Origin of the sequence: Dokdonia sp. LLG6352-1, from assembly GCF_045055815.1 — a bacterium.
Taxonomy (GTDB): Bacteria; Bacteroidota; Bacteroidia; order Flavobacteriales; family Flavobacteriaceae; genus Dokdonia; species Dokdonia donghaensis.
Map to the genome: position 1 here is coordinate 789,337 of NZ_CP159329.1, position 21,319 is coordinate 810,655.

Here is a 21,319-nt window from a genome sequence, read left to right on the forward strand (position 1 = left end):
CCTTTGGATCCCGATCCCGAACCCTTACTTATACTTTTACTCGCCCTTGACACCTCAAGTATTTTGAGTCTCTTGGCGCTTGTTATACTGCTCACGTGCTCTGCGCTTATAAGTGGTGCAGAGGTAGCTTTTTTTTCTTTATCACCTAGTGACTTACTAGAAACCGAAGAGCTCGTTGCAGATCGCAAGATGATGGTGGTAAAAAAATTACTCACCAAACCAAAAAAATTACTAGCAACTATACTTGTGGCAAATAATGCTATAAATATTGCTATTGTTCTCCTATTTGCCAGCCTGGGTGAAGTCATATTTGCAAATATTACAGCAGAGATTCTTACCATCCCTGTGCGCTTCTTACTAGAAGTGGTCCTTATCACGTTTTTGATATTACTTTTTGGAGAGATTTTACCTAAGGTATATGCAAACAGAAATAATAAGAAATTTGCAGCACTAATGGCATACCCGCTGCGTTTTTTAGATATGATCTTCACACCTCTTAGCAGTCCTATGCGACTCGCGACCATATGGATACAAAATAAGCTAGGTGAACAAAAATCTAGTTTTAATGTAGATCAATTATCACAGGCACTAGAGCTTACTAGTGAAGAAGACACAACAAAGGAGGAACAAAAAATTTTAAAAGGCATTGTATCCTTTGGTAATACAGATACAAAACAGGTAATGCGACCACGTATGGATGTCTTTGCCCTGAATAAGGATGACGATTACCAAAAAGTACTTAAAGAGATTACAGAAAATGGTTTCTCACGCATCCCCGTGTTTTCTGAGAGTGTAGATACTATAATAGGTATTCTCTATGTAAAAGATTTACTACCACATCTTACTAAAAAAGACTTTGACTGGACAAAACTTATACGCGAGCCCTACTTTGTGCCAGAAAATAAAAAGCTAGATGACCTACTCGCAGAGTTTAAAGAAAAGAAAAACCACCTAGCCATCGTAGTAGATGAGTACGGTGGCACAAGTGGACTCATCTCTCTAGAAGATATTATAGAAGAGATTGTGGGCGACATCTCAGACGAGTTTGATGATGAAAATATTATCTATTCTAAACTTGATGATTATAACTGGATCTTTGATGGGAAGACATCGCTCAAGGATTTTTATCGTATCATAAAACTAGAAGACACCACTACCTTTGAAAACAAGAAAGGTGAGGCCGAAACCATTGCTGGCTTTGTACTAGAAGTATCTGGCGGCTTTCCTCGTAAAAATGAGGTAATAAAGTATGACACCTATGCGTTTACTGTGGAGGCTATAGATAAAAAGCGCATCAAGCAAATTAAATTTACCATTACATCTTGAAAAACACAGCAGCCATACTCATCTTAATCACTGTAAGCATATCACTTATTTCTTGTGGAGGCGACGCCTTGCCAAAGCCTAAAAGCCAGCTTAGTTTATCATACCCTGCGCCTAGCTACAAGGCTACTGCTAGCGAATGTGATTATAACTTTGACCTCAACAAACTAGGGATTGTACGCTACAAAGATGACTGCTCTGCAGTAATAGATTACCCAACCATAAACGGCAGCATCTTTTTAACCTACCGCAAGGTTGATAATAATATTAATGCACTGCTCAATGACGCTCAAAAGCTCACCTATGAGCACGTGCGTAAAGCAGATAATATTATAGAAGAAAAGTATGTAAACGAGACCCAAAACGCCTACGGGATGTTTTATGATATAAAAGGAGATGCCGCCTCACAATCTCAATTTTATATTACAGATAGTACAAATCACTTTCTTACAGGTTCTATTTATTTTAATGCAAGGCCTAACTATGATAGTATCTATCCTGCAGCTATGTATCTCAAAAATGATATACGCCACCTTATGGAAAGTATAGAATGGCGTAAATAACATCGCCCTACTTTACCTCACAAACCTTTTAGATTTTTACCTTAAAAACGCCGACCTTTGCATTCTTAAATCAAAGCAATGCCAAACAAGTCATTAAAATGGATATATCTCTTTGTATTATCCATTATCTGGGGTAGTTCTTTTATCCTTATTAAAAAAGGGCTTGTAGGTCTAGATCCTCTGCAACTAGGGGCTTTACGTATTTTATTTTCGGCAACGGTGTTATTGCTTTTTGGGTGGAAAAGTCTCAAAAAGATAAAAAAACAAGACTGGAAGTGGATAGGTATTACCGGTATACTAGGTACAGGGCTGCCCGTATTTTTATTTGCCTTTGCAGAGACAGAGATAGATAGTGCTGTGGTAGGTATTTTAAACTCTAGCGTGCCCTTACTGGCATTTATTTTTGGGATACTACTCTTTGGTGCACAATTTATACAAAGGCAGTTTATAGGCGTGCTTTTAGGGCTTGTGGGTGCTGGGGCTCTTATTTATATAGGTGCTCAAATTAATGAAAGTCAAAATTATTGGTATGCCTCACTGGTTATTATAGCAGCCTCCTTTTATGCACTTAATGTAAATATTATAAAAAGACATTTGCAAGAAGTGCCTGCCATCGCTATTGCGGCTGGTAACTTTGTCTTTCTCATCATACCTGCGGCAATTATACTCGCTATTTCTGGTTTTTTTGATTTACCCGTTACTACAGATGCTACGCTACAGCAGTCTATAGGGTACATCGTGATCCTCTCTATATTTGGCACCGCACTAGCAAAAGTGATGTTTAACAAACTTGTGCAAATGAGCAATCCCGTCTTTGCATCTTCTGTTACCTACTTGATGCCTATTATATCTGTAATGTGGGGACTGCTAGATGGCGAGGCCTTTACAATGCTTCAGTTTATTGCCACCCTTATCATTCTTGCAGGTGTTTATATAGGTAATAGCGCCAGAAGAAAAGCATAAGCGCTGTAAAAACAACTTTTACTATGTAGGTTCACGCTTTCGCGAAAGCGTATTACCCCACGTTTACATTCTCAATAGTGAGTCGCTACGCTATTTATAAGAGAGAAACACTTTATTAAAAATCTCCTCACAATGTTATCTAAACATTAAGAAACAGCCTCATTAAGAAAACCTTAAGATATTTTAGCAGGATAATAAATAGCTTAGAAAGAATTGAAAGAGTTCTAAAGAAAATTGTCACTAGAGATACAGCAGCGTCTTTAAAAGGCGTTACACTCCTTCTCTACAATGAGCTTAAGAGACATAAATTATAAAAACACACATACGTATGAAAAGAACATTCTTTTTTTTACTACTAGCATCAATGTTCTTGATAAACTGCAAAAATGATGACGATGGTGATGACGGCCCTACAGACCCATTAGATGAACTCCCCGCTGCAACACAAACAGGAGCCCAGACGCTAGGATGCCTTATAAATGGGGAACCTTGGGTACCTCCTAGCATAGGGGCTAATAGGCCCAATGCCTTTTATCAATTTGTAGATGGGGCCTATACACTAAGTATTTCTGGTGTAACCGGAGGGGGTAGTGAATCCCAACAGATTATAGTGGGCTGTGTTGATGTGCCAGAAATCATAATTGAAGGTTCTTCGTATAATCTCTTAGATTTCGCATCAGGAAATTATTTCGCTGAATATACTGCATCAGCAGTTATCGAAGGCAGTCCTTCTGATGATAATCCTGGCGTATTGACAATTACCCGTTTTGATGACTCGATCATCTCTGGAACTTTTGAGTTTACCGTCTTAGACAATGATGGCAATGAGATTACCATTACAGACGGTCGCTTTGATCTTAATTATACCAACTAACATTTTTAAAACACATATATGTATGAAAAAAACACTCTTTCTTTTACTACTAGCATCACTGTTCTTAATTAATTGCAATAATGATGACGATGGTGATGACGGCCCTACAGACCCGCTAGATGAGCTCCCCGCTGCAACACAAACAGGAGCCCAGACACTAGGATGCCTTATAAATGGAGAGCCTTGGGTGCCTCCTAGCATAGGACCCAATAGACCTAATGCCTTTTATCAATTTGTAGATGGCGCCTATACTTTGGGTATCTCTGGAACCTCCGAAGAAGGTCAATTTTCGAGAGCTATTCGATTCGGCGGTATAGATGTTGTTGAAGAAATAACAACGGGCACGTATATCCTTCAAAATGATGACCCTGATAATTATTTTGGCGCTGTCACGCTTGAGGAGTTTCAACTTAATACCTCTACTACAGATGGAAACCCTGGTTTACTAACAATTACGCGTTTCGACGACTCCATCATCTCTGGAACTTTTGCGTTTACGGTCTTAGACAATGATGGCAATGAGATTAACATTACAAACGGCCGTTTTGACCTTAATTATACCAACTAACATTTTTAAAACACATATATGTATGAAAAGAACATTCTTTTTTTTACTACTAGTATCATTATTCTTAGTTAACTGTAATAATGATGACAATGGCAATGACGGCCCTACATACCCACTAGATGAGCTACCCGCTGCAACGCAAACAGGAGCACAGACGCTAGGATGTCTTATAAATGGAGAGCCATTTATCCCTTCTAATTTTGGAAATAGTGCTCCAAATGCTTTCTATCAATTTGTAGATGGGGCTTATACACTTTCTATTTCTGCATCGTCAGGAGGGGGTGATTCATTCCAGTCCATTCTTATTGGAACAATTGATAATCCACAAATTATTGATGAAAATAGCTCTTATGCATTAATAAGCTGTGCTTTACCTAACTATTGCGGCGAACTTACCTCATTTCCTGATGAATTGATAGCAGTCAACTCACAAAATAGTAACCCAGGTCTACTTACAATTACCCGTTTTGATGACTCAATCATCTCTGGAACCTTTGGGTTTACGGTCTTAGACAATGATGGCAATGAGATTACCATTACAGACGGTCGCTTTGATCTTAATTATACCAACTAACATTTTTAAAACAACTTTTACTATGAAGGTTCACGCTTTCGCGAAAGCGTAAAAAAAAGAAAAGCGGTCTACCGAAGTAAACCGCCTTTCACCAACTAAACTGTCGTTTTTCTAGCCTAATGGCGGCTGTCCATTCATAATCTCTTCACTTGCAAATGCTTCAAACTGCTTGAAGTTTTCTTTAAAAGATCTTGCGAGCTTGTTTGCCGTCTCATAATAACCTTTGTCATTATTCCACGTTGCGCGTGGGCTCAATACTTCTGTAGGCACTCCTGGACAGGTACGTGGTTGTGCTAGCCCAAAAACTGAGTGTATGTGATAGTCATCGTGCGTAGTTTCTTGTGGTAACTTACCTTCCATCGCAGCTTTAATCATTGCACGCGTATACTTTAACTTCATACGTGATCCTACTCCGTAAGGTCCGCCGGTCCATCCTGTATTGATAAGCCATACGTTTACTCCAGCCTCTGTCATTTTCTTACTAAGCATCTCTGCATATTTTGTAGGGTGAAGCGGCATAAATGGCGCTCCAAAACACGCTGAAAATGATGGTACAGGCTCATTTACTCCTGCTTCTGTACCAGCAACCTTTGCAGTATACCCACTTATAAAGTGGTATGCGGCTTGACCTGGTGTAAGCTTAGAGATAGGAGGTAGTACTCCAAAAGCATCTGCCGTAAGGAAGAAGATGTTTTTTGGGTTTTTACCTAGTGATGGTACCTGTATGTTCTCAATGTGGTCTATAGGGTAACTTACACGTGTGTTTTGTGTAATAGAGGTATCTTCAAAAGCTACATTACCTTGCTCATCTAGTATAACATTCTCTAGAATGGCTCCTGGCTTTATAGCATTGTAGATATCTGGTTCATTTTCGGCAGAGAGGTTAATCACTTTTGCATAACAGCCACCCTCAAAGTTAAAGATGGTGTTATCTTTAGTCCACCCGTGCTCATCATCACCTATAAGCTTGCGCTCAGGATCTGCAGAGAGTGTGGTTTTACCTGTTCCAGAAAGTCCAAAGAAGATAGCGGTCTCACCGTTATCACCTACGTTTGCACTACAGTGCATAGGTAATGTCTCTTTCTCTACAGGAAGTATAAAGTTAAGTGCAGAGAAGATTCCTTTCTTAATCTCACCTGTGTAACCTGTACCCCCTATAATGATGGTTTTTTCTGTAAAAGATAATATCGCAAAGTTGCTCTGGCGTGTACCATCTACAGCTGGATCTGCTAGAAAGCCCGGTGCGTTTAAGATAGTCCACTCTGGGTCAAATCCTTTAAGCTCCTCTTCTGTAGGTCTAAGAAACATATTATATGCAAACATATTAGACCAAGGGTACTCGTTTACAACGCGTATGTTGAGTTTGTAATCTTTATCTGCACACGCATAACTATCACGCACGTAGATTTCTTTTTCTGAGAGATAGTTTGCAACTTTTGTTTTAAGTTTTGCAAACGCCTCTTCTTCAAAGGGGAGGTTTATATCTCCCCACCAGACTTTATCTTCTGTTTTTGCGTCCCTTACGATAAAACGATCCATAGGAGATCTACCTGTAAACTTACCTGTGTTTACAGCGAGAGCGCCAGATGATGCGGTTTTACCCATATCATTTTCTACAGCAATTTGATGTAGTTTTTCGGGAGAAAGTTGGTAGTTGATTTTGGCATTTTTTATGCCAATTTGTTCTAATGAGAGTGTCTTCGATGCTAAGCTATCTGCGACCATACCAATGAGTTTTGTGTTGTTTTATGACACAAAAGTAAGAAGTCTAATCTAGGTACTATAACGTTTTCGCTGTTTTATTTAGATTTTATGAATTGTACTAGGAGTATTACCCAGCTCACAATGAGCAAAGTACCTCCTAGAGGGGTGATAAGAGCAATTTTTGTGAAGTTAAAACTGGTCAAATCATTAGTTGCAAGCCCATAAATAGAGCCAGAAAAGAATAGTATACCTATAACCGTAAGTATGAGAAGTATCCTCTTTGACTTTTCGCTTAAAGCGAAAACAGATATGAGCAATAGCAACAAGGCGTGATACATCTGGTATTTTACACCTGTCTCAAATGTAGAAAGTGCATCTGTATCAAGAACTTTTTCTAGCCCGTGAGCTCCAAAGGCACCAATAACTACAGCCGTTAACCCAAATATCGCACCCGCTATACGTAACTTTTTATCCATAATCTTACTATTATATGCTTTGCAAAAGTGTACATTTAAACCTGCATAAGTCAAACACAAAACTACAAAATACACCATCAATGCGAAAGATTCTAGTCATAGGAGCCGGTAAATCTACTAGCCAACTCGTAAACTATTTACTCAATAAATCTGCTGCAGAAGATTTGCACATTACCGTAGGTGACCTCTCTCTTGAAAATGCTCAAAAGCTTATAAATAATCACGATAACGGGACAGCCATCTCACTAGATGTTTTTGACAAAATACAACGAGAGCAAGCCATACAAGAAGCAACCATCGTTATCTCAATGCTACCCGCACGTTTTCACATAGAGGTGGCAAAAGACTGCGTGACCTTTAATAAGTCTATGGTGACGGCATCTTATATTTCAAAAGAAATGGAAGCGCTAGATACCGCTGTTAAGGAAAAAGGGCTTGTGTTTATGAATGAGATAGGGCTAGACCCAGGTATAGACCATATGAGTGCTATGCAGGTGCTAGATCGCATACGAGATAAAGGCGGTAAGGTGATACTTTTTGAATCTTTTACCGGTGGACTTGTTGCGCCAGAGAGTGATACAAACCTCTGGAATTATAAATTTACTTGGAACCCTCGCAATGTGGTACTTGCCGGTCAAGGCGGTGCGGCAGAGTTTATACAAGAAGGTACTTATAAATACATCCCTTACCAAAGACTCTTTAGACGTACAGAATTTTTAGAAATAGAAGGCCACGGAAGATTTGAAGGATACGCAAACCGCAACTCCCTTAAGTATCGTTCTATATATGACCTGGATGATATACCTACGCTTTACCGAGGTACCATACGTCGAGTAGGTTTCTCACGTGCCTGGCAATTATTTGTGTTACTAGGTATGACAGATGATAGTTATACCCTACAAGACACAGAGACAATGAGCTATCGTGATTATACAAATCTCTTCTTACCCTACTCACCTACAGACTCTGTAGAGCTCAAACTACGTCACTACCTTAAAATTGATCAAGATGACTTGCTCTGGGATAAATTACTAGAACTAGACCTTTTTAATCCTTCAAAAAAATTAGGACTTACAAACGCCACTCCAGCTCAAGCACTACAACGCATACTAGAAGACAAGTGGACACTCGCTCCAGAAGATAAAGATATGATTGTGATGTATCATAAATTTGGCTACGAGCTCAATGGTACTCGCAAGCAAATAGATGCAACTATGGTAAACATAGGAGAAGATCAAGTAGAAACTGCAATGGCAAGAACCGTAGGACTCCCAGTAGCAATGGCCACACTACGCATACTTAATGGTGAGATTACCACACCTGGCGTTCAGTTACCTATTAATCGTGAGGTGTATGAACCTATTCTCAAAGAGCTAGAAGAGTATGGCATCACCTTTAAAGAGTACGAGGTAGGCTACCTAGGGTACAACCCAGATAATGTAGGGGGATAGTTTTACGCTTTCGCGAAAGCGTCACAAAAAACACGCAACTCAATTACACATTACAAGTTATTACGTATCTTTCTCTTTCAATTTACAATCACAAGCGATGAAAATAGTTAAAGACGAACTAGTTATAGACGGTATAGATAAAATTATCTTGCGCCAGCTTATGGAAGATGCTCGTAAACCTATACTTGAGATTGCTCGTAAAGTGGGTATCTCTGGTGCGGCAATACACCAGCGTTTACGTAAGCTAGAAAAATCTGGTCTCATTGCCGGTTCAAAATTTATTATAGACCCAAAAGTACTGGGTTATCGTACACAGGCTTTTATAGGTGTTTATCTAGAGCGTGCGGCAAATAACGCAAGAGCCGTAAGACAACTTAAGGATATACCAGAGGTAATAGAGTGTCACTATACTACAGGTAACTGGTCTGTTTTGATTAAGATTCTTTGTAAAAACAATGAGGATCTTATGAACCTACTTAACAAGAAAATACAAGCTATAGACGGGGTTTCCCGTACAGAAACCTTTATCTCCTTAGACCAGCAAATAGACAGACAGATAAAAATATAAGCTAGAGCTTATATATACTTCATAAAAAAAGCCTCTCCATATGGAGAGGCTTTACTTTTTATAAAAAAGAAACTATAAATTATAGCCCTGGGTATGTGCCAGATAGTATCTCAATACCATCTATTACCCATCCTACAACAAAGAAACCTGCTGTAAGGATAAATAAAATGTTCCACCCTATAGGGCTTCCTAGGTACCACCTGTGTCCTGCAAAACCTCCTAAAAATAACCATAGAAGTATAGCTATAAGCTGGCGGTCTGCCTCTACTGCAGCAGGAGATGTAAGCACCTCTGCGGTGTCATCTTCTGTGAGGGTTACACCTTCTACAGCTGCAACAGCTGTTCTCTGTACTGGAAATCCAGCATAGGTATTTGTAACTGAAAGCAGTACAAACGCAAATAATAATGTAATTTTGAGTCTCATAATTTGGATGTGAATTGATTATCTATGAATAAATGTACTCAAAATAATTATATGACTTTAAAAGCTACATTACTTTTTATTTTATCGTTTTCTAGCTTTACAGTTTTTAGTCAACTCGATGATTATGAGTACACAGGAGTCATTAAGCTTAATGACTCTGCCTTTATATCATACAAGCTAGCCTTTGAAGAGTTAGATGGGAAGATACAAGGTTACTCTATGTCTGACCTAGGTGGTAAGCACGAGACTAAGTCTAATATAAAAGGTACTTATGACAGTGATAAAAAAGAATTCTCTTTTGCCGAATATGATATCATTTACACAAAATCTCCGCTAGGAGAAATTGATATGTGTCTGGTTAATTTTTCTACTAGAATGCGTAATCTAGAAAAAAACAAAGCATTTAGCGGTGATTTTAAAGGGCTGTATCCAGACAAAACAGCTTGCCTAGACGGGATGCTCATAATGGCCGCATCAGAAAGAGTACAAGAGCGTATTGCAAAACTAGACGAAAGAATACAAAAGTCTAAAAAAGTAAGTCAAGAAGTAAAGGATAAAATTTCTGCAAAGCGATCTGTAGACACACTTACTATGAGCGTAGTAAGAAAAGACGAAAACCTCAACATATTTGCAAAGAGTAAGGAGTTAACAATTTCCATTTACGACTCTGGAAAAGTAGATGATGACCGTATTAATCTATACGTAGACGACAAGCTTATACTAGAGAACTACGCTATCACTCGAGAGAAGAAAAACATACCCGTAACTATTACAAATAAAACCGCTGTCGTGCGTGTAGAGGCTGTAAATGAAGGAACCTCATCTCCTAACACCGTAAAGGTTGAGGTGCAAGACGGGCCAAGTCTTATAACCACAAGAACGAGTCTTAAAACTGGAGAAAAAGCAGCGCTTACACTTGTAAAGCAATAAGCACACTTCAAAAATTAATAAAGCCCTTATGTTATAAAACATAAGGGCTTTAAACTTAAAAGAGTTACGTGTTTTTACTGCACGCTTATCTCTATACCTGTCATATTTCCGCTTGTTACAAATAGTAACTCATCTGGAACAGCGACGTTTTCTAAATCTCCATTAAATGATCCGAAAACAAAATTAAGGTCTAGGTCAAAACTGTTAAGATTTATTGCACCTACAGTTTCTAGATTTGTTTTATAAGTTACACCTCCTGTTTCAAATTGTATAGAAGCTGGTAATGTTTCACTTGCTGTGTTATATGATTGTTCCATCACTAAGGGCGCATCTGGATTTGAAGAGCCTACTGTGAGGGTAAATGTCTCGCTCCCTATGTCGTTTGTAGCGGTTACTACAAAGAGTCTCCCATCATTACTTAGTACTGCCGTTGGGGTGTCTGAGATAAATGTAGCTCCACCTACAGAGGCTCTAAATTTTACACTAGGCGCTTCTGCTGGTCCTTCATCATCACCACAGCTTGTTATGAAGCCAAATGTTATTAATAGTACCGCAATCTTTAAAAATCTTAAATTCATTATATGTTTTTTGAGTGAACAGCAAAAGTAATCAGTTTCAAATAAATCTACGACAATAAAAAACCCACGCTATAAACGTGGGTTTTTCTATTTCATATTTTCGCGAAAGCGAAAAAATTGTTCTGTCTATACGACTCGCTCTTAGTATCTGTAGTACTCAGGCTTAAATGGCCCTTCTACTGTCACACCGATGTAATCTGCTTGATCTTTAGAAAGTGTTTCTAGCTCTGCTCCTAGTCTTGATAAGTGCAATGCTGCTACTTTTTCATCTAGGTGTTTAGGAAGCATATAAACTTCATTATTGTACTTCTCGCTATTGTTCCAAAGCTCGATTTGTGCTAGTGTCTGGTTTGTAAATGAGTTACTCATTACAAAACTAGGGTGACCAGTTGCACAACCTAAGTTTACAAGACGACCTTCTGCAAGAACGATAATATCTTTACCGTCTATAGTATACTTATCTACTTGAGGTTTGATTTCATCCTTTGTAGCGCCGTGGTTACCGTTTAACCAAGCCATATCGATCTCATTATCAAAGTGACCTATGTTACAAACGATTACTTTATCACGCATTGCCTCAAAGTGCTCACCACGTATGATGTCTTTGTTTCCTGTAGTTGTGATAACGATATCTGCATTACCTACTACGTTTTCTAGTTTCTTAACTTCAAAACCGTCCATTGCAGCTTGAAGCGCACAGATAGGATCGATTTCAGTTACTGTAACGATAGATCCAGCACCTTTAAAAGAAGCTGCAGTTCCTTTACCTACATCTCCGTATCCACATACTACTACACGCTTTCCAGCAAGCATAGTATCTGTAGCACGACGTATAGCATCTACCGCACTCTCACGACATCCGTATTTGTTATCAAACTTAGACTTAGTTACAGAGTCATTTACGTTTATAGCTGGCATAGGTAACGTTCCATTCTTTACACGCTCGTAAAGACGGTGTACACCCGTTGTAGTTTCTTCAGAAAGTCCTTTTATGTCTCCTGCTAGTTCTGGGTAACGGTCAAGTACCATATTTGTAAGATCACCACCGTCATCAAGAATCATATTAAGTGGCTTGCGATCTTCTCCAAAGAAAAGAGTTTGCTCGATACACCAGTCAAATTCTTCTTCATTCATTCCTTTCCAAGCATATACTGGGATACCAGCATCTGCAATTGCTGCAGCAGCCTGATCTTGCGTAGAGAAGATGTTACAAGAAGACCAAGTTACCTCTGCTCCTAGCGCTTTTAATGTTTCAATCAATACAGCTGTCTGTATTGTCATATGCAGACATCCTGCGATACGAGCACCTTTAAGCGGCTGCTCATCTCCATACTCCTCACGTAAAGACATAAGCCCAGGCATCTCTGCCTCTGCTAGTTCTATCTCTTTACGTCCCCAAGCTGCAAGGGAAATATCTTTTACTTTGTACGGTACGTACGGTACTGTCTTATTGCTCATTTTCTTATCTTTATCTTAAATTCATAGACCCGTTAAGGCGGTGCAAATTTACGCAATAACTTAGACACTCTAATGCCTCTTTACAAAACGATAACAGTTTCCCCTACTACAAAAGTATATATCTGGAAGATTGAGGAAAGTCTAGAAACGCTTAAATCTACCCTACCCTTAGGCGAAGGACAAACCCATATCCTTACACCGCATTGCCAAAAAAGACTTGACAGTATGAAGTCTGACCTGCACCAGCGTGGCTTTATGAGCATACGCCACCTACTTGCAGAGGCGGGTTATACAGATTTTGACCTATACTACTCTCCATCTGGCAAGCCTCACCTGCACGATGGCAAGCACATCTCAATAACACATAGCTACACATTTACCGCTATTATTATAAGTGATAACCCAGTAGGCATAGATATCGAGAAGCAGCGCGATAAGATTTTACGCATCGCTCATAAGTTTACACCTATTGAGGAGTATTACACCCTTACCAGCTCTGAGGCTCGCATACGTAAACTCACCTATGTATGGGGAGCAAAAGAATCGCTATATAAGCTATATAATCAAGAGGGGTTGAGTTTCTTAAAACATATAGACGTGCAAGACTTTGAGCTAGATGCCTCACAAACCACAGCAAGAGTGGTGTACAATGGAGCATCTTCAACCTATGCAATTTATCTTATGGAGTTTGAAGGTTTTACCTGCGTGTACGGTTTATAAAGTCTATTTATTGATAACTCAAAGGTGTTGTAGCAACTCTCACAGCAAGCACTTATTAATCCACATAATTAATTGTAAATTTGCCCCCTTAAATAGGGATGAGTACGCTTTCGCGAAAGCGCATATATAATACACTTACAATGAAATATCACTTTAACGAGATAGAGGCCAAATGGCAAAAATACTGGGCAGACAAGGGCACCTTTAACGCCTCAAACAGCAGTGACAAGCCTAAATATTATGTGCTAGATATGTTTCCTTATCCATCTGGAGCAGGACTGCACGTGGGGCACCCGCTAGGGTATATTGCCAGTGATGTGTATGCGCGTTACAAGCGCCTTAAAGGTTTTAATGTATTGCACCCGCAGGGTTATGACTCTTTTGGGCTTCCAGCAGAGCAATATGCAATACAAACGGGACAGCACCCTGCCGTAACTACAAAGGTTAATATAGAAGGCGGTGTAGATAACCAAGGCAATGAGATTGCTGGGTATCGTAACCAGCTTGATAAAATAGGATTCTCTTTTGACTGGAGTCGCGAGGTACGCACCTCAAATCCTGAATATTACAAATGGACACAGTGGATTTTTACAGAGCTATTTAACTCGTGGTACAATAATGACACAAATAAAGCAGAAGGTATAGAGACTTTAGTTTCCGCTTTCGCGAAAGAAGGAAATGGAATTATAAACGCTGCTTGTGATGATAACATTGAGCCATTTACCGCAGCACAATGGAACGACTTTTCTGAAAACGAAAAACAAGCCATACTCCTACAATACCGCCTCACCTACCTCGCCGAAACAGAAGTAAACTGGTGTCCAGCACTAGGTACTGTTCTGGCAAATGACGAGATTGTAAACGGCGTTTCAGAACGTGGAGGGCATACCGTAGTGCGCAAGAAAATGACACAGTGGTCTATGCGCATCTCTGCCTATGCAGAGCGTTTACTACAAGGGCTTGACAGCTTAGACTGGAGTGAGTCTATAAAAGAAACACAACGCAACTGGATAGGTAAATCTGTAGGAGCTACTGTATCTTTTAACTTAAAAGATCACGACAAAAAGATAGAAGTATTTACCACACGCCCTGACACTATTTTTGGTGTAAGTTTTATGACACTTGCTCCTGAGCTAGATCTTGTACAAGAGATTACTACTCCAGAGCAAAAAGAAGAAGTAAACGCATACATCGCCTCTACCGCAAAGCGTTCTGAGCGCGAGCGTATGGCAGATGTAAAAACAATCACTGGAGCATTTACAGGAGCCTATGCAGAGCACCCATTTACAAAAGAGCCTATACCTATCTGGATAGGTGACTATGTACTTGCCGGTTATGGTACAGGTGCGGTAATGGCTGTACCTTGTGGTGACCAGCGTGATTATGACTTTGCAAAGCATTTTGGGATTGCTATTCCTAATGTTTTTGAAGGGGTAGATATTTCTGAAGAAGCCTTTGCTGATAAGGCAGCTACCGTCATTGCAAATTCTGATTTCTTAAACGGATTAAAGTATAAGAAAGCAGTAAAACTTGCCATCTATGAGTTAGAAAAAATAGGTGCAGGTTCTGGTAAAACAAATTACAGATTACGTGACGCAGTTTTTAGCCGCCAGCGTTATTGGGGAGAACCTTTCCCAGTATATTACAAAGACGGGATGCCACATATGATTGATGTGGAACACTTACCACTGGAGCTACCAGAAATAGAAAAATACCTCCCTACAGAAGATGGAGAACCACCACTAGGCCGTGCAGATGTATGGGCGTGGGATAGTAAGACTAACAAAGTTGTTTCAAATGACCTTGTTCGTTCGAGCGCAGTCGAGAACTCCGAGGATAATGGAATTTACCCATTAGAATTAAACACAATGCCAGGCTGGGCAGGTAGTAGCTGGTACTTCTTTAGGTATATGGAAAAAGCACAGCGCGATGCTGTCTTTGCCTCAAAAGAAGCGATGGACTACTGGGGTAATGTAGATTTATACATAGGAGGATCTGAGCACGGTACCGGTCACTTATTATACTCGCGTTTTTGGGTAAAATTCTTAAAAGACAGAGGTCACGTAGGTGTAGATGAGCCTTTCCAAAAGATGATCAATCAAGGGATGATTTTGGGGACGAGTGCTATAGCTTATAGAATAAGTGGAACGAATACATATGTTTCTGCAGGATTAAAAAGTCAACACGATACTGAAGGTATTCATATCGATGTAAATATGGTGAACGCTTCTGATGAAATAGAAACAGAGACGTTAAAGAATTGGCAACCGCAATTTAAAGATGCTGAGTTTGTCTTAGAAGAAGGTAAATTCTTAGTTGGTCGAGAAGTTGAAAAGATGTCAAAACGTTGGTACAACGTTGTTAATCCTGATGATATTTGTGATCAATATGGAGCAGACACCTTACGTATGTACGAGATGTTTTTAGGGCCGCTTGAGCAAGCAAAACCTTGGAACACGGCAGGTATTACAGGCGTACACAACTTCTTAAAGAAATTCTGGAAGTTATACCATAATGGCGCAGAGGCTGCTTTTAATGTTACAGATACACCAGCAAGTAAGGACAGCTTAAAAACGCTACATAAAACCATAAAAAAGGTACAAGAGGATATTGAGAATTTCTCTTTTAACACCTCTGTATCTACATTTATGATTGCAGCAAATGAGCTAAGTGCACAAAAATGTACTTCGCGTGAAGTTCTTGAGCCACTTGCTATTCTTATTGCACCTTATGCACCACACATTGCAGAGGAGCTATGGAGTAAGCTGGGTCACACCGAAAGTATTTCTGAAGCTGGCTTCCCAGTATTTGAAGAAAAGCACCTTGTAGAAAGTGCAAAAAACTATCCTATCTCTTTTAATGGTAAAATGAAATTCACCCTTGAGCTACCATTAGATATGAGTAAGGATGAGATAGAAAAAACCGTGATGGCACACGAAAAAACACAAATGTATCTTGATGGCCGCACACCAAAAAAGGTGATTGTAGTGCCTGGTAAGATTGTAAACATCGTGGGTTAACACACATATACTCTTGCCCGTAAGTCATATTATGGGCAAGATTTAATTACATACTAATGTCTGGAATAGATGATATAGAGATCATAGGTCTCATTGCTGCTACACTGACCACTGCAGCCTTTTTACCCCAAGTATATCAAACTTGGAAAACTAAGGATGTCTCTGGCTTGAGCTTACCTATGTTTACAATGTTTTTTGTAGGCATTGTGTTCTGGCTTATTTATGGAGTGCTTAAAGAAAGTCTATCCATCATACTGGCAAATGCTATTACAGTTATCTCCTCATTTTTACTGCTGTATTTCAAAATCAAATACGGCAAAAAATAGTATTTACATATCGTTAAAAATGCCTATCTATTTTTAATAATATCACTTTTTACACCCCTGATTTTTAATATTTTATCAGCTTTCATTTTTTACATTTCTGCTACCTTGCCGCAAAAATTTAAGCGATGGTTATAGGGGTACCCACTGAGATTAAAAATAATGAAAACCGAGTGGGCATCACCCCAGGAGGTGTATATGAACTCACAAAACGCGGTCATACCGTATATATTCAAAAGGATGCTGGCGTAAACAGTGGTTTTGTAAACCAGCAATACATAGATGCTGGAGCAAACATACTAGACACCATAGAAGAGGTATATGCAAGCGCTCAAATGATTGTAAAGGTTAAGGAGCCCATAGCTCCAGAATACAGGCTTATTAAAAAAGACCAGATTGTCTTTACCTATTTTCATTTTGCCTCTAGCGAGCCACTCACAAAAGCAATGATAGCTAGCGGCGCTACTTGTATCGCATATGAAACGGTAGAAGAAGCAGATAGGTCTCTACCACTGCTTACCCCTATGAGCGAGGTCGCTGGGCGTATGTCTATACAACAAGGAGCAAGATATCTTGAGAAACCAGTAAAAGGGCGCGGTGTACTACTAGGTGGTGTGCCAGGCGTGAGCCCTGGTAAAGTACTCGTTCTGGGCGCAGGTGTAGTAGGTATACAGGCAGCCAAAATGGCTGCAGGTCTAGGCGCACACGTTACCATACTTGACATAAGTATGAAACGACTACGCTATGTAAATAATATAATGCCACCACACGTAGTTACAGAATTCTCAAACGAATTCAACATAAGGAAACATATCAAAACACACGATTTAATCATAGGAGGCGTTTTAATACCTGGAGCAAAAGCACCTAAGTTAATCACACGTGATATGCTCAAGGAGATGCGACCTGGCACCGTAATAGTAGATGTAGCGGTAGATCAAGGTGGCTGTGTAGAAACCTCAAAACCTACCACACACCAAGATCCCGTTTTTATCATAGATGATGTGGTGCACTATTGTGTTGCAAATATGCCTGGAGCAGTACCTTACACCTCTACGGTAGCTCTCACAAATGTCACATTACCCTATGTGCTCAAACTAGCAAATAAAGGATGGAAAACAGCCTGTGCACAAGATGAGGTTCTTAAAAAAGGGGTGAATATTGTTTCCGGAGACGTAGTTTATGAAGAAATCTCTGAGGTTTTTGATATCCCATACACACCACTAGCGATTTAAAAAGGAGGTTGTGTACGCTTTCGCGAAAGCGTAAAACTCTTTATAGACCTATCACTCCACTAAAGCAATAGATCTACCGACTATTGACACGAAAGGGGTTAGAAAATGTCGTTTTATATTTTGGCGTAGTTTGTGCTTTATACTTTTGTAACTTTAGAAACCTAAAACAACTAAAAAAATAAACGACTATGCTAGCAGGATCTATGGGTTACTACATTATAGTAGGAGCCATTGCACTCATAAGCGGACTTGTAAGTTCTAAGCTTAAGAGCAAATTCAAACATTATTCTAACCTACAACTACGCAACGGGATGTCTGGCGCAGAGATTGCCGAAAAGATGCTCGCAGATAATGGAATTACAGATGTAAAAGTAATCTCTGTTGCAGGCCAGCTTACAGACCACTACAACCCTAGAGATAAAACGGTAAACTTAAGTGAGGTTGTTTACAGCCAGAGAAATGCCGCAGCGGCTGCCGTGTCTGCCCACGAGGTAGGTCACGCTATACAGCACGCTACAGCATACAGCTTTTTACAAATGAGATCTAAGCTCGTACCTGTAGTAAATATTGCTTCTAAGATGAGTATGTGGGTAATTATGGGTGGTGTTGCACTTATGGCTACTACTAAGATAGGTGGTACTGTTGCCATTATAGGTCTTGCACTTTATGCAATGGGAACACTCTTTAGCCTCATCACACTGCCTGTAGAGTATGATGCAAGTAATAGAGCACTTGCCTGGCTCAAAACCGAAAATATGGTAACCCCAGAAGAGTATGATGGTGCAGAGGATGCCTTAAAATGGGCAGCACGCACCTATCTTGTTGCCGCTTTAGGATCACTTGCCACTCTCTTATACTTTGCACTACAAGTTTTTGGAAGTAGAAGATAAAAGACTATATAGTAGTTAATTACTTACTATAACCTGCCACAATGACGCGATAGTCAATCCTGATATGCGCATTGTAAGGTTTGGAATTATTATTGACTAACTTTGTATTACAAATTAGAATAACAATTTAACACGATATAGTTATGGCATTAGAAATCACAGATGCAACATTTGAAGAACAAGTATTAAAAAGCGATAAGCCAGTATTAGTAGACTTTTGGGCTGCTTGGTGTGGACCTTGTCGTATGGTAGGACCAGTTATCGAAGAGATTGCTGGAGAGTACGAAGGTAAAGCTATCATAGGTAAAGTAGACGTAGATGCAAACCAAGAATTTGCTGCAAAATACGGTGTACGTAACATCCCTACAGTACTTATGTTTAAAGACGGTGAAGTAGTAGGACGTCAAGTAGGTGTTGCTCCAAAGGCTACTTATACAGAAGCAATAGACGGACTTTTATAGTCTCCCCTATTTTAATAAGATTATCAGAAAGGTTTGGCACAGTGCCGAGCCTTTTTGTATTTTTAAAGCATTAGATAGAAGGTGTACGCTTTCGCGAAAGCGTAAAATACACACTTTACTATTTATTAGATTTATATTGTCTAACACCAATAGATTTTTGCGCAAGCGAAAATGACTAATAGCTGCCAGAGCAGCGATATTTATGGAAAAGAAAATAAAAGTACAAGACGCTATTGACAACCAGTTGCTCAATGATAGAAAGATATTCCTTTGGGGAATGGTAGATGATAAGAGCGCAAAGCACGTTATAGATAGATTACTATATCTTGACGCACAAGGGCACGATGAGATTCAGTTATTTATAAATAGCCCTGGTGGTTATGTAACTTCTGGATTTGCAATGTATGACACTATAAAGATGATTAAGAGCCCAGTCTCTACCATCTGTACAGGTCTAGCTGCTAGTATGGGATCACTATTACTCTCTGTAGGAGAAAAAGGTCGCCGCTTTATACAGCCACACGCTCGTGTTATGATACACCAGCCTTCTGGAGGAGCTAGAGGTCAAGCATCTGATATAGAAATTACCGCACAAGAAATTGTAAAAACAAAAGAGCTTAGCGCACAGATTCTTGCAGATAATTGTGGGCAAACTTTTGATAAAATAATGAAAGACTTCCAGCGTGATCACTGGATGGGCGCAGATGAGTCTGTAGACTACGGAATCGTAGACGGCGTTTACGAAGGATAAACCCGCTACTCTAATCACACATCGGAACTTGTTCTTCTTTTAGGGCAAGTTCCGATTCATTTAAGAGCATTTCTAACCGCTACACTCGCATAACGATGGATATAAAATCAGAACTTCATAAAACCTCAGGCTTTGGCAATTTAGAGCTACTAGCGCGCCAGGTGGTAGAGGGATTTATATCTGGTATGCATAAGAGTCCTTTTCACGGCTTCTCGGCAGAGTTTGCAGAACATAAGATTTACAACCCCGGCGAGAGTACAAAACACATAGACTGGAAACTCTATGCAAAGACAGACAGGCTTTATACAAAGCGATATGAAGAAGAAACTAACCTGCGCTGTCACCTTATTGTAGATAATAGTAGCTCTATGCACTATCCTGCTGTAAAAGAGCCTAGCATAACAGAGCTTAACAAGATAAGCTTCTCTGCGCTGGCTAGCGCAGCTATTATGAATCTTATGAAGAAGCAGCGTGATGCTGTGGGAATGAGTATCTATAGTGATACTTATGATTTTTACACAGGAGAAAAAGGTAGCGACAGGCACCACCATATGCTACTAGACCAACTTAATGGTATTATAAATACTACTCGCTCACATAAGGAACAACCTAAAGGAACAGACACTTATAAACACCTTCATCTTATTGCAGAGAAGTTAAAACGTAGGTCTCTGGTTTTTCTTTTTTCTGATATGCTACAAGACGATGTGGAGCAAGAGCAACTTTTTGAAGCCTTACAGCATCTTAAATACAACAAGCACGAAGTAATTTTGTTTCACACCTACAGTAAGGAGAAGGAATATAACTTTGATTTTGACAATAGCCCAAAAAAGTTTGTTGATGTAGAAAGTGGAGCATTTATTAATTTATATGCAGATAGTATACGTGATATTTACAAAAGCTCTGTAGAAACTTATTTTAAAACACTGCAAATCAAGTGTGCACAATATAGAATTAAGTACATTCCTGCAATTATAGAAAACGGCTTTAGCCCCATACTGACGACCTTTTTAGTAGAGCGTCAGAAATTTTTATAAAAATTTTAAAAAATTATTTGGTGCAATTAAAAAGGTGTTCTATATTTGCACCCGCAACAGAGCAACGATGAGTTGTTAGTTCTTGACAAAGGAAATGTAGCAAGTAAAATATTGAAGAATTAAGACAACCTCCAAGTCTATAACATAAGGGAACGGTCTGGTAGTTCAGTTGGTTAGAATATCTGCCTGTCACGCAGGGGGTCGCGAGTTCGAGTCTCGTCCAGACCGCATAATTAAGCCCACATTTGTGGGCTTTTTTTTTACAGTGTTGTGTTGGCCACGTCACACGTGGTAAGGGTTTGTAGTTGAATCCGATGAAGAGCTTTTCCTGATTGGAGAGGCTTTTTTTGTTTTTGGTAAGTTCTGGATATAATAAAGCATAAAAAAAGAGCACCCGAAGATGCTCTTTAACAAACAAATGCTTTAAG

22 protein-coding genes and 1 tRNA gene are annotated in these 21,319 nt (G+C 39.5%); 18 read left to right on the plus strand and 5 right to left on the minus strand.

Translation table 11 applies throughout. The annotated features are described in order from the left end of the window. The first annotated feature begins 3 nt into the window (after nucleotides 1-3). The 6 genes from ABVM49_RS03540 (at nucleotide 4) to ABVM49_RS03565 (ending at nucleotide 4,865) form a co-directional block, all read left to right on the plus strand. Nucleotides 4-1,326, plus strand: coding sequence for a gliding motility-associated protein GldE (locus ABVM49_RS03540; protein ID WP_405203075.1), 1,323 nt, complete (start codon nucleotides 4-6; stop codon nucleotides 1,324-1,326). After that, complete coding sequence (gene gldD, locus ABVM49_RS03545) at nucleotides 1,323-1,886, plus strand: gliding motility lipoprotein GldD (RefSeq protein WP_405203076.1); 564 nt, start codon at nucleotides 1,323-1,325, stop codon at nucleotides 1,884-1,886. Before ABVM49_RS03540 ends, gldD begins: the two co-directional genes overlap by 4 nt. A gap of 78 nt (nucleotides 1,887-1,964) precedes the next feature. After that, nucleotides 1,965-2,849 (plus strand): DMT family transporter, encoded by an 885-nt coding sequence (locus tag ABVM49_RS03550; RefSeq protein WP_405203077.1) that lies wholly within the window; start codon nucleotides 1,965-1,967, stop codon nucleotides 2,847-2,849. A gap of 328 nt (nucleotides 2,850-3,177) precedes the next feature. Then, nucleotides 3,178-3,723 carry a hypothetical protein gene (locus tag ABVM49_RS03555; RefSeq protein WP_405203078.1) on the plus strand — a complete coding sequence of 182 codons (546 nt, stop codon included), beginning with the start codon at nucleotides 3,178-3,180 and terminating at the stop codon, nucleotides 3,721-3,723. Between the two features lie 22 nt (nucleotides 3,724-3,745). Beyond that, on the plus strand, nucleotides 3,746-4,291 hold the full coding sequence (locus ABVM49_RS03560) for a hypothetical protein (protein WP_405203079.1): 546 nt from the start codon (nucleotides 3,746-3,748) through the stop codon (nucleotides 4,289-4,291). 22 nt (nucleotides 4,292-4,313) lie between these two features. Then, entirely contained in the window at nucleotides 4,314-4,865 is a 552-nt protein-coding gene (locus tag ABVM49_RS03565; RefSeq protein ID WP_405203080.1) for a hypothetical protein, read from the plus strand. A 111-nt stretch (nucleotides 4,866-4,976) separates the two neighbouring features. Here ABVM49_RS03565 and pckA read toward each other — a convergent pair whose 3' ends face one another. Together pckA and ABVM49_RS03575 are read right to left on the minus strand one after the other, a co-directional pair. Continuing rightward, nucleotides 4,977-6,590 (minus strand): phosphoenolpyruvate carboxykinase (ATP), encoded by a 1,614-nt coding sequence (pckA, locus tag ABVM49_RS03570; protein ID WP_405203082.1) that lies wholly within the window; start codon nucleotides 6,588-6,590, stop codon nucleotides 4,977-4,979. Between the two features lie 74 nt (nucleotides 6,591-6,664). Next, nucleotides 6,665-7,045, minus strand: coding sequence for a DUF423 domain-containing protein (locus ABVM49_RS03575; RefSeq protein ID WP_375252175.1), 381 nt, complete (start codon nucleotides 7,043-7,045; stop codon nucleotides 6,665-6,667). An 80-nt stretch (nucleotides 7,046-7,125) separates the two neighbouring features. Between ABVM49_RS03575 and ABVM49_RS03580 the strand changes: the two genes are divergently transcribed. After that, nucleotides 7,126-8,496: a saccharopine dehydrogenase family protein gene (locus ABVM49_RS03580; protein ID WP_405203083.1), complete on the plus strand. Its 1,371-nt coding sequence runs from the start codon at nucleotides 7,126-7,128 to the stop codon at nucleotides 8,494-8,496. 97 nt (nucleotides 8,497-8,593) lie between these two features. Then, nucleotides 8,594-9,064 carry an Lrp/AsnC ligand binding domain-containing protein gene (locus tag ABVM49_RS03585; protein ID WP_035326699.1) on the plus strand — a complete coding sequence of 157 codons (471 nt, stop codon included), beginning with the start codon at nucleotides 8,594-8,596 and terminating at the stop codon, nucleotides 9,062-9,064. A 79-nt stretch (nucleotides 9,065-9,143) separates the two neighbouring features. Here the strand turns inward: ABVM49_RS03585 and ABVM49_RS03590 are convergent, their stop codons facing one another. Then, nucleotides 9,144-9,488 (minus strand): TM2 domain-containing protein, encoded by a 345-nt coding sequence (locus tag ABVM49_RS03590; protein WP_038598571.1) that lies wholly within the window; start codon nucleotides 9,486-9,488, stop codon nucleotides 9,144-9,146. 51 nt (nucleotides 9,489-9,539) lie between these two features. On the opposite strand from ABVM49_RS03590, the gene ABVM49_RS03595 reads away from it, so the two are divergent. Beyond that, nucleotides 9,540-10,418, plus strand: coding sequence for a hypothetical protein (locus ABVM49_RS03595; RefSeq protein WP_405203084.1), 879 nt, complete (start codon nucleotides 9,540-9,542; stop codon nucleotides 10,416-10,418). A 74-nt stretch (nucleotides 10,419-10,492) separates the two neighbouring features. On the opposite strand, the gene ABVM49_RS03600 is transcribed toward ABVM49_RS03595, so the two are convergent. Together ABVM49_RS03600 and ahcY are read right to left on the minus strand one after the other, a co-directional pair. After that, nucleotides 10,493-10,996 (minus strand): DUF6252 family protein, encoded by a 504-nt coding sequence (locus tag ABVM49_RS03600; RefSeq protein WP_405203085.1) that lies wholly within the window; start codon nucleotides 10,994-10,996, stop codon nucleotides 10,493-10,495. A 141-nt stretch (nucleotides 10,997-11,137) separates the two neighbouring features. Next, nucleotides 11,138-12,454: an adenosylhomocysteinase gene (gene ahcY / locus ABVM49_RS03605; protein WP_038598563.1), complete on the minus strand. Its 1,317-nt coding sequence runs from the start codon at nucleotides 12,452-12,454 to the stop codon at nucleotides 11,138-11,140. 72 nt (nucleotides 12,455-12,526) lie between these two features. Here ahcY and ABVM49_RS03610 point away from each other — a divergent pair, with 72 nt between their 5' ends. The 9 genes from ABVM49_RS03610 to ABVM49_RS03650 all read left to right on the plus strand — a co-directional run bounded on the left by ABVM49_RS03610 (nucleotide 12,527) and on the right by ABVM49_RS03650 (nucleotide 21,119). After that, on the plus strand, nucleotides 12,527-13,174 hold the full coding sequence (locus tag ABVM49_RS03610; protein ID WP_405203086.1) for a 4'-phosphopantetheinyl transferase family protein: 648 nt from the start codon (nucleotides 12,527-12,529) through the stop codon (nucleotides 13,172-13,174). 140 nt (nucleotides 13,175-13,314) lie between these two features. Continuing rightward, nucleotides 13,315-16,194: a leucine--tRNA ligase gene (leuS, locus tag ABVM49_RS03615; protein ID WP_405203087.1), complete on the plus strand. Its 2,880-nt coding sequence runs from the start codon at nucleotides 13,315-13,317 to the stop codon at nucleotides 16,192-16,194. Nucleotides 16,195-16,250: 56 nt separating this feature from the next. Further along, entirely contained in the window at nucleotides 16,251-16,520 is a 270-nt protein-coding gene (locus tag ABVM49_RS03620; protein WP_375252181.1) for a SemiSWEET family sugar transporter, read from the plus strand. A gap of 125 nt (nucleotides 16,521-16,645) precedes the next feature. Then, nucleotides 16,646-17,752: an alanine dehydrogenase gene (gene ald, locus ABVM49_RS03625; protein ID WP_405203088.1), complete on the plus strand. Its 1,107-nt coding sequence runs from the start codon at nucleotides 16,646-16,648 to the stop codon at nucleotides 17,750-17,752. A 188-nt stretch (nucleotides 17,753-17,940) separates the two neighbouring features. Next, complete coding sequence (locus tag ABVM49_RS03630) at nucleotides 17,941-18,642, plus strand: zinc metallopeptidase (RefSeq protein ID WP_405203089.1); 702 nt, start codon at nucleotides 17,941-17,943, stop codon at nucleotides 18,640-18,642. A 143-nt stretch (nucleotides 18,643-18,785) separates the two neighbouring features. After that, nucleotides 18,786-19,103: a thioredoxin gene (gene trxA / locus ABVM49_RS03635; protein WP_405203090.1), complete on the plus strand. Its 318-nt coding sequence runs from the start codon at nucleotides 18,786-18,788 to the stop codon at nucleotides 19,101-19,103. A gap of 202 nt (nucleotides 19,104-19,305) precedes the next feature. Further along, on the plus strand, nucleotides 19,306-19,854 hold the full coding sequence (locus ABVM49_RS03640; RefSeq protein WP_038598549.1) for a ClpP family protease: 549 nt from the start codon (nucleotides 19,306-19,308) through the stop codon (nucleotides 19,852-19,854). Nucleotides 19,855-19,949: 95 nt separating this feature from the next. After that, nucleotides 19,950-20,891 (plus strand): DUF58 domain-containing protein, encoded by a 942-nt coding sequence (locus ABVM49_RS03645; RefSeq protein WP_405203091.1) that lies wholly within the window; start codon nucleotides 19,950-19,952, stop codon nucleotides 20,889-20,891. A gap of 154 nt (nucleotides 20,892-21,045) precedes the next feature. After that, a tRNA-Asp gene (locus tag ABVM49_RS03650) sits at nucleotides 21,046-21,119 on the plus strand. Nucleotides 21,120-21,319: the final 200 nt, after the last annotated feature.

Coding starts and splice junctions, on each gene's coding strand:
- ABVM49_RS03585 (WP_035326699.1), top strand. CDS start 8,594: ATGAAAATAGTTAAAGACGAACTAGTTATAGACGGTATAGATAAAATT.
- ABVM49_RS03575 (WP_375252175.1), bottom strand. CDS start 7,045: ATGGATAAAAAGTTACGTATAGCGGGTGCGATATTTGGGTTAACGGCT.
- ABVM49_RS03620 (WP_375252181.1), top strand. CDS start 16,251: ATGTCTGGAATAGATGATATAGAGATCATAGGTCTCATTGCTGCTACA.
- ABVM49_RS03610 (WP_405203086.1), top strand. CDS start 12,527: ATGCCTCTTTACAAAACGATAACAGTTTCCCCTACTACAAAAGTATAT.
- ABVM49_RS03645 (WP_405203091.1), top strand. CDS start 19,950: ATGGATATAAAATCAGAACTTCATAAAACCTCAGGCTTTGGCAATTTA.
- ald (WP_405203088.1), top strand. CDS start 16,646: ATGGTTATAGGGGTACCCACTGAGATTAAAAATAATGAAAACCGAGTG.
- ABVM49_RS03640 (WP_038598549.1), top strand. CDS start 19,306: ATGGAAAAGAAAATAAAAGTACAAGACGCTATTGACAACCAGTTGCTC.
- leuS (WP_405203087.1), top strand. CDS start 13,315: ATGAAATATCACTTTAACGAGATAGAGGCCAAATGGCAAAAATACTGG.
- ahcY (WP_038598563.1), bottom strand. CDS start 12,454: ATGAGCAATAAGACAGTACCGTACGTACCGTACAAAGTAAAAGATATT.
- ABVM49_RS03565 (WP_405203080.1), top strand. CDS start 4,314: ATGAAAAGAACATTCTTTTTTTTACTACTAGTATCATTATTCTTAGTT.
- ABVM49_RS03595 (WP_405203084.1), top strand. CDS start 9,540: ATGACTTTAAAAGCTACATTACTTTTTATTTTATCGTTTTCTAGCTTT.
- ABVM49_RS03555 (WP_405203078.1), top strand. CDS start 3,178: ATGAAAAGAACATTCTTTTTTTTACTACTAGCATCAATGTTCTTGATA.
- ABVM49_RS03580 (WP_405203083.1), top strand. CDS start 7,126: ATGCGAAAGATTCTAGTCATAGGAGCCGGTAAATCTACTAGCCAACTC.
- trxA (WP_405203090.1), top strand. CDS start 18,786: ATGGCATTAGAAATCACAGATGCAACATTTGAAGAACAAGTATTAAAA.
- ABVM49_RS03550 (WP_405203077.1), top strand. CDS start 1,965: ATGCCAAACAAGTCATTAAAATGGATATATCTCTTTGTATTATCCATT.
- pckA (WP_405203082.1), bottom strand. CDS start 6,590: ATGGTCGCAGATAGCTTAGCATCGAAGACACTCTCATTAGAACAAATT.
- ABVM49_RS03630 (WP_405203089.1), top strand. CDS start 17,941: ATGCTAGCAGGATCTATGGGTTACTACATTATAGTAGGAGCCATTGCA.
- ABVM49_RS03600 (WP_405203085.1), bottom strand. CDS start 10,996: ATGAATTTAAGATTTTTAAAGATTGCGGTACTATTAATAACATTTGGC.
- ABVM49_RS03560 (WP_405203079.1), top strand. CDS start 3,746: ATGAAAAAAACACTCTTTCTTTTACTACTAGCATCACTGTTCTTAATT.
- ABVM49_RS03590 (WP_038598571.1), bottom strand. CDS start 9,488: ATGAGACTCAAAATTACATTATTATTTGCGTTTGTACTGCTTTCAGTT.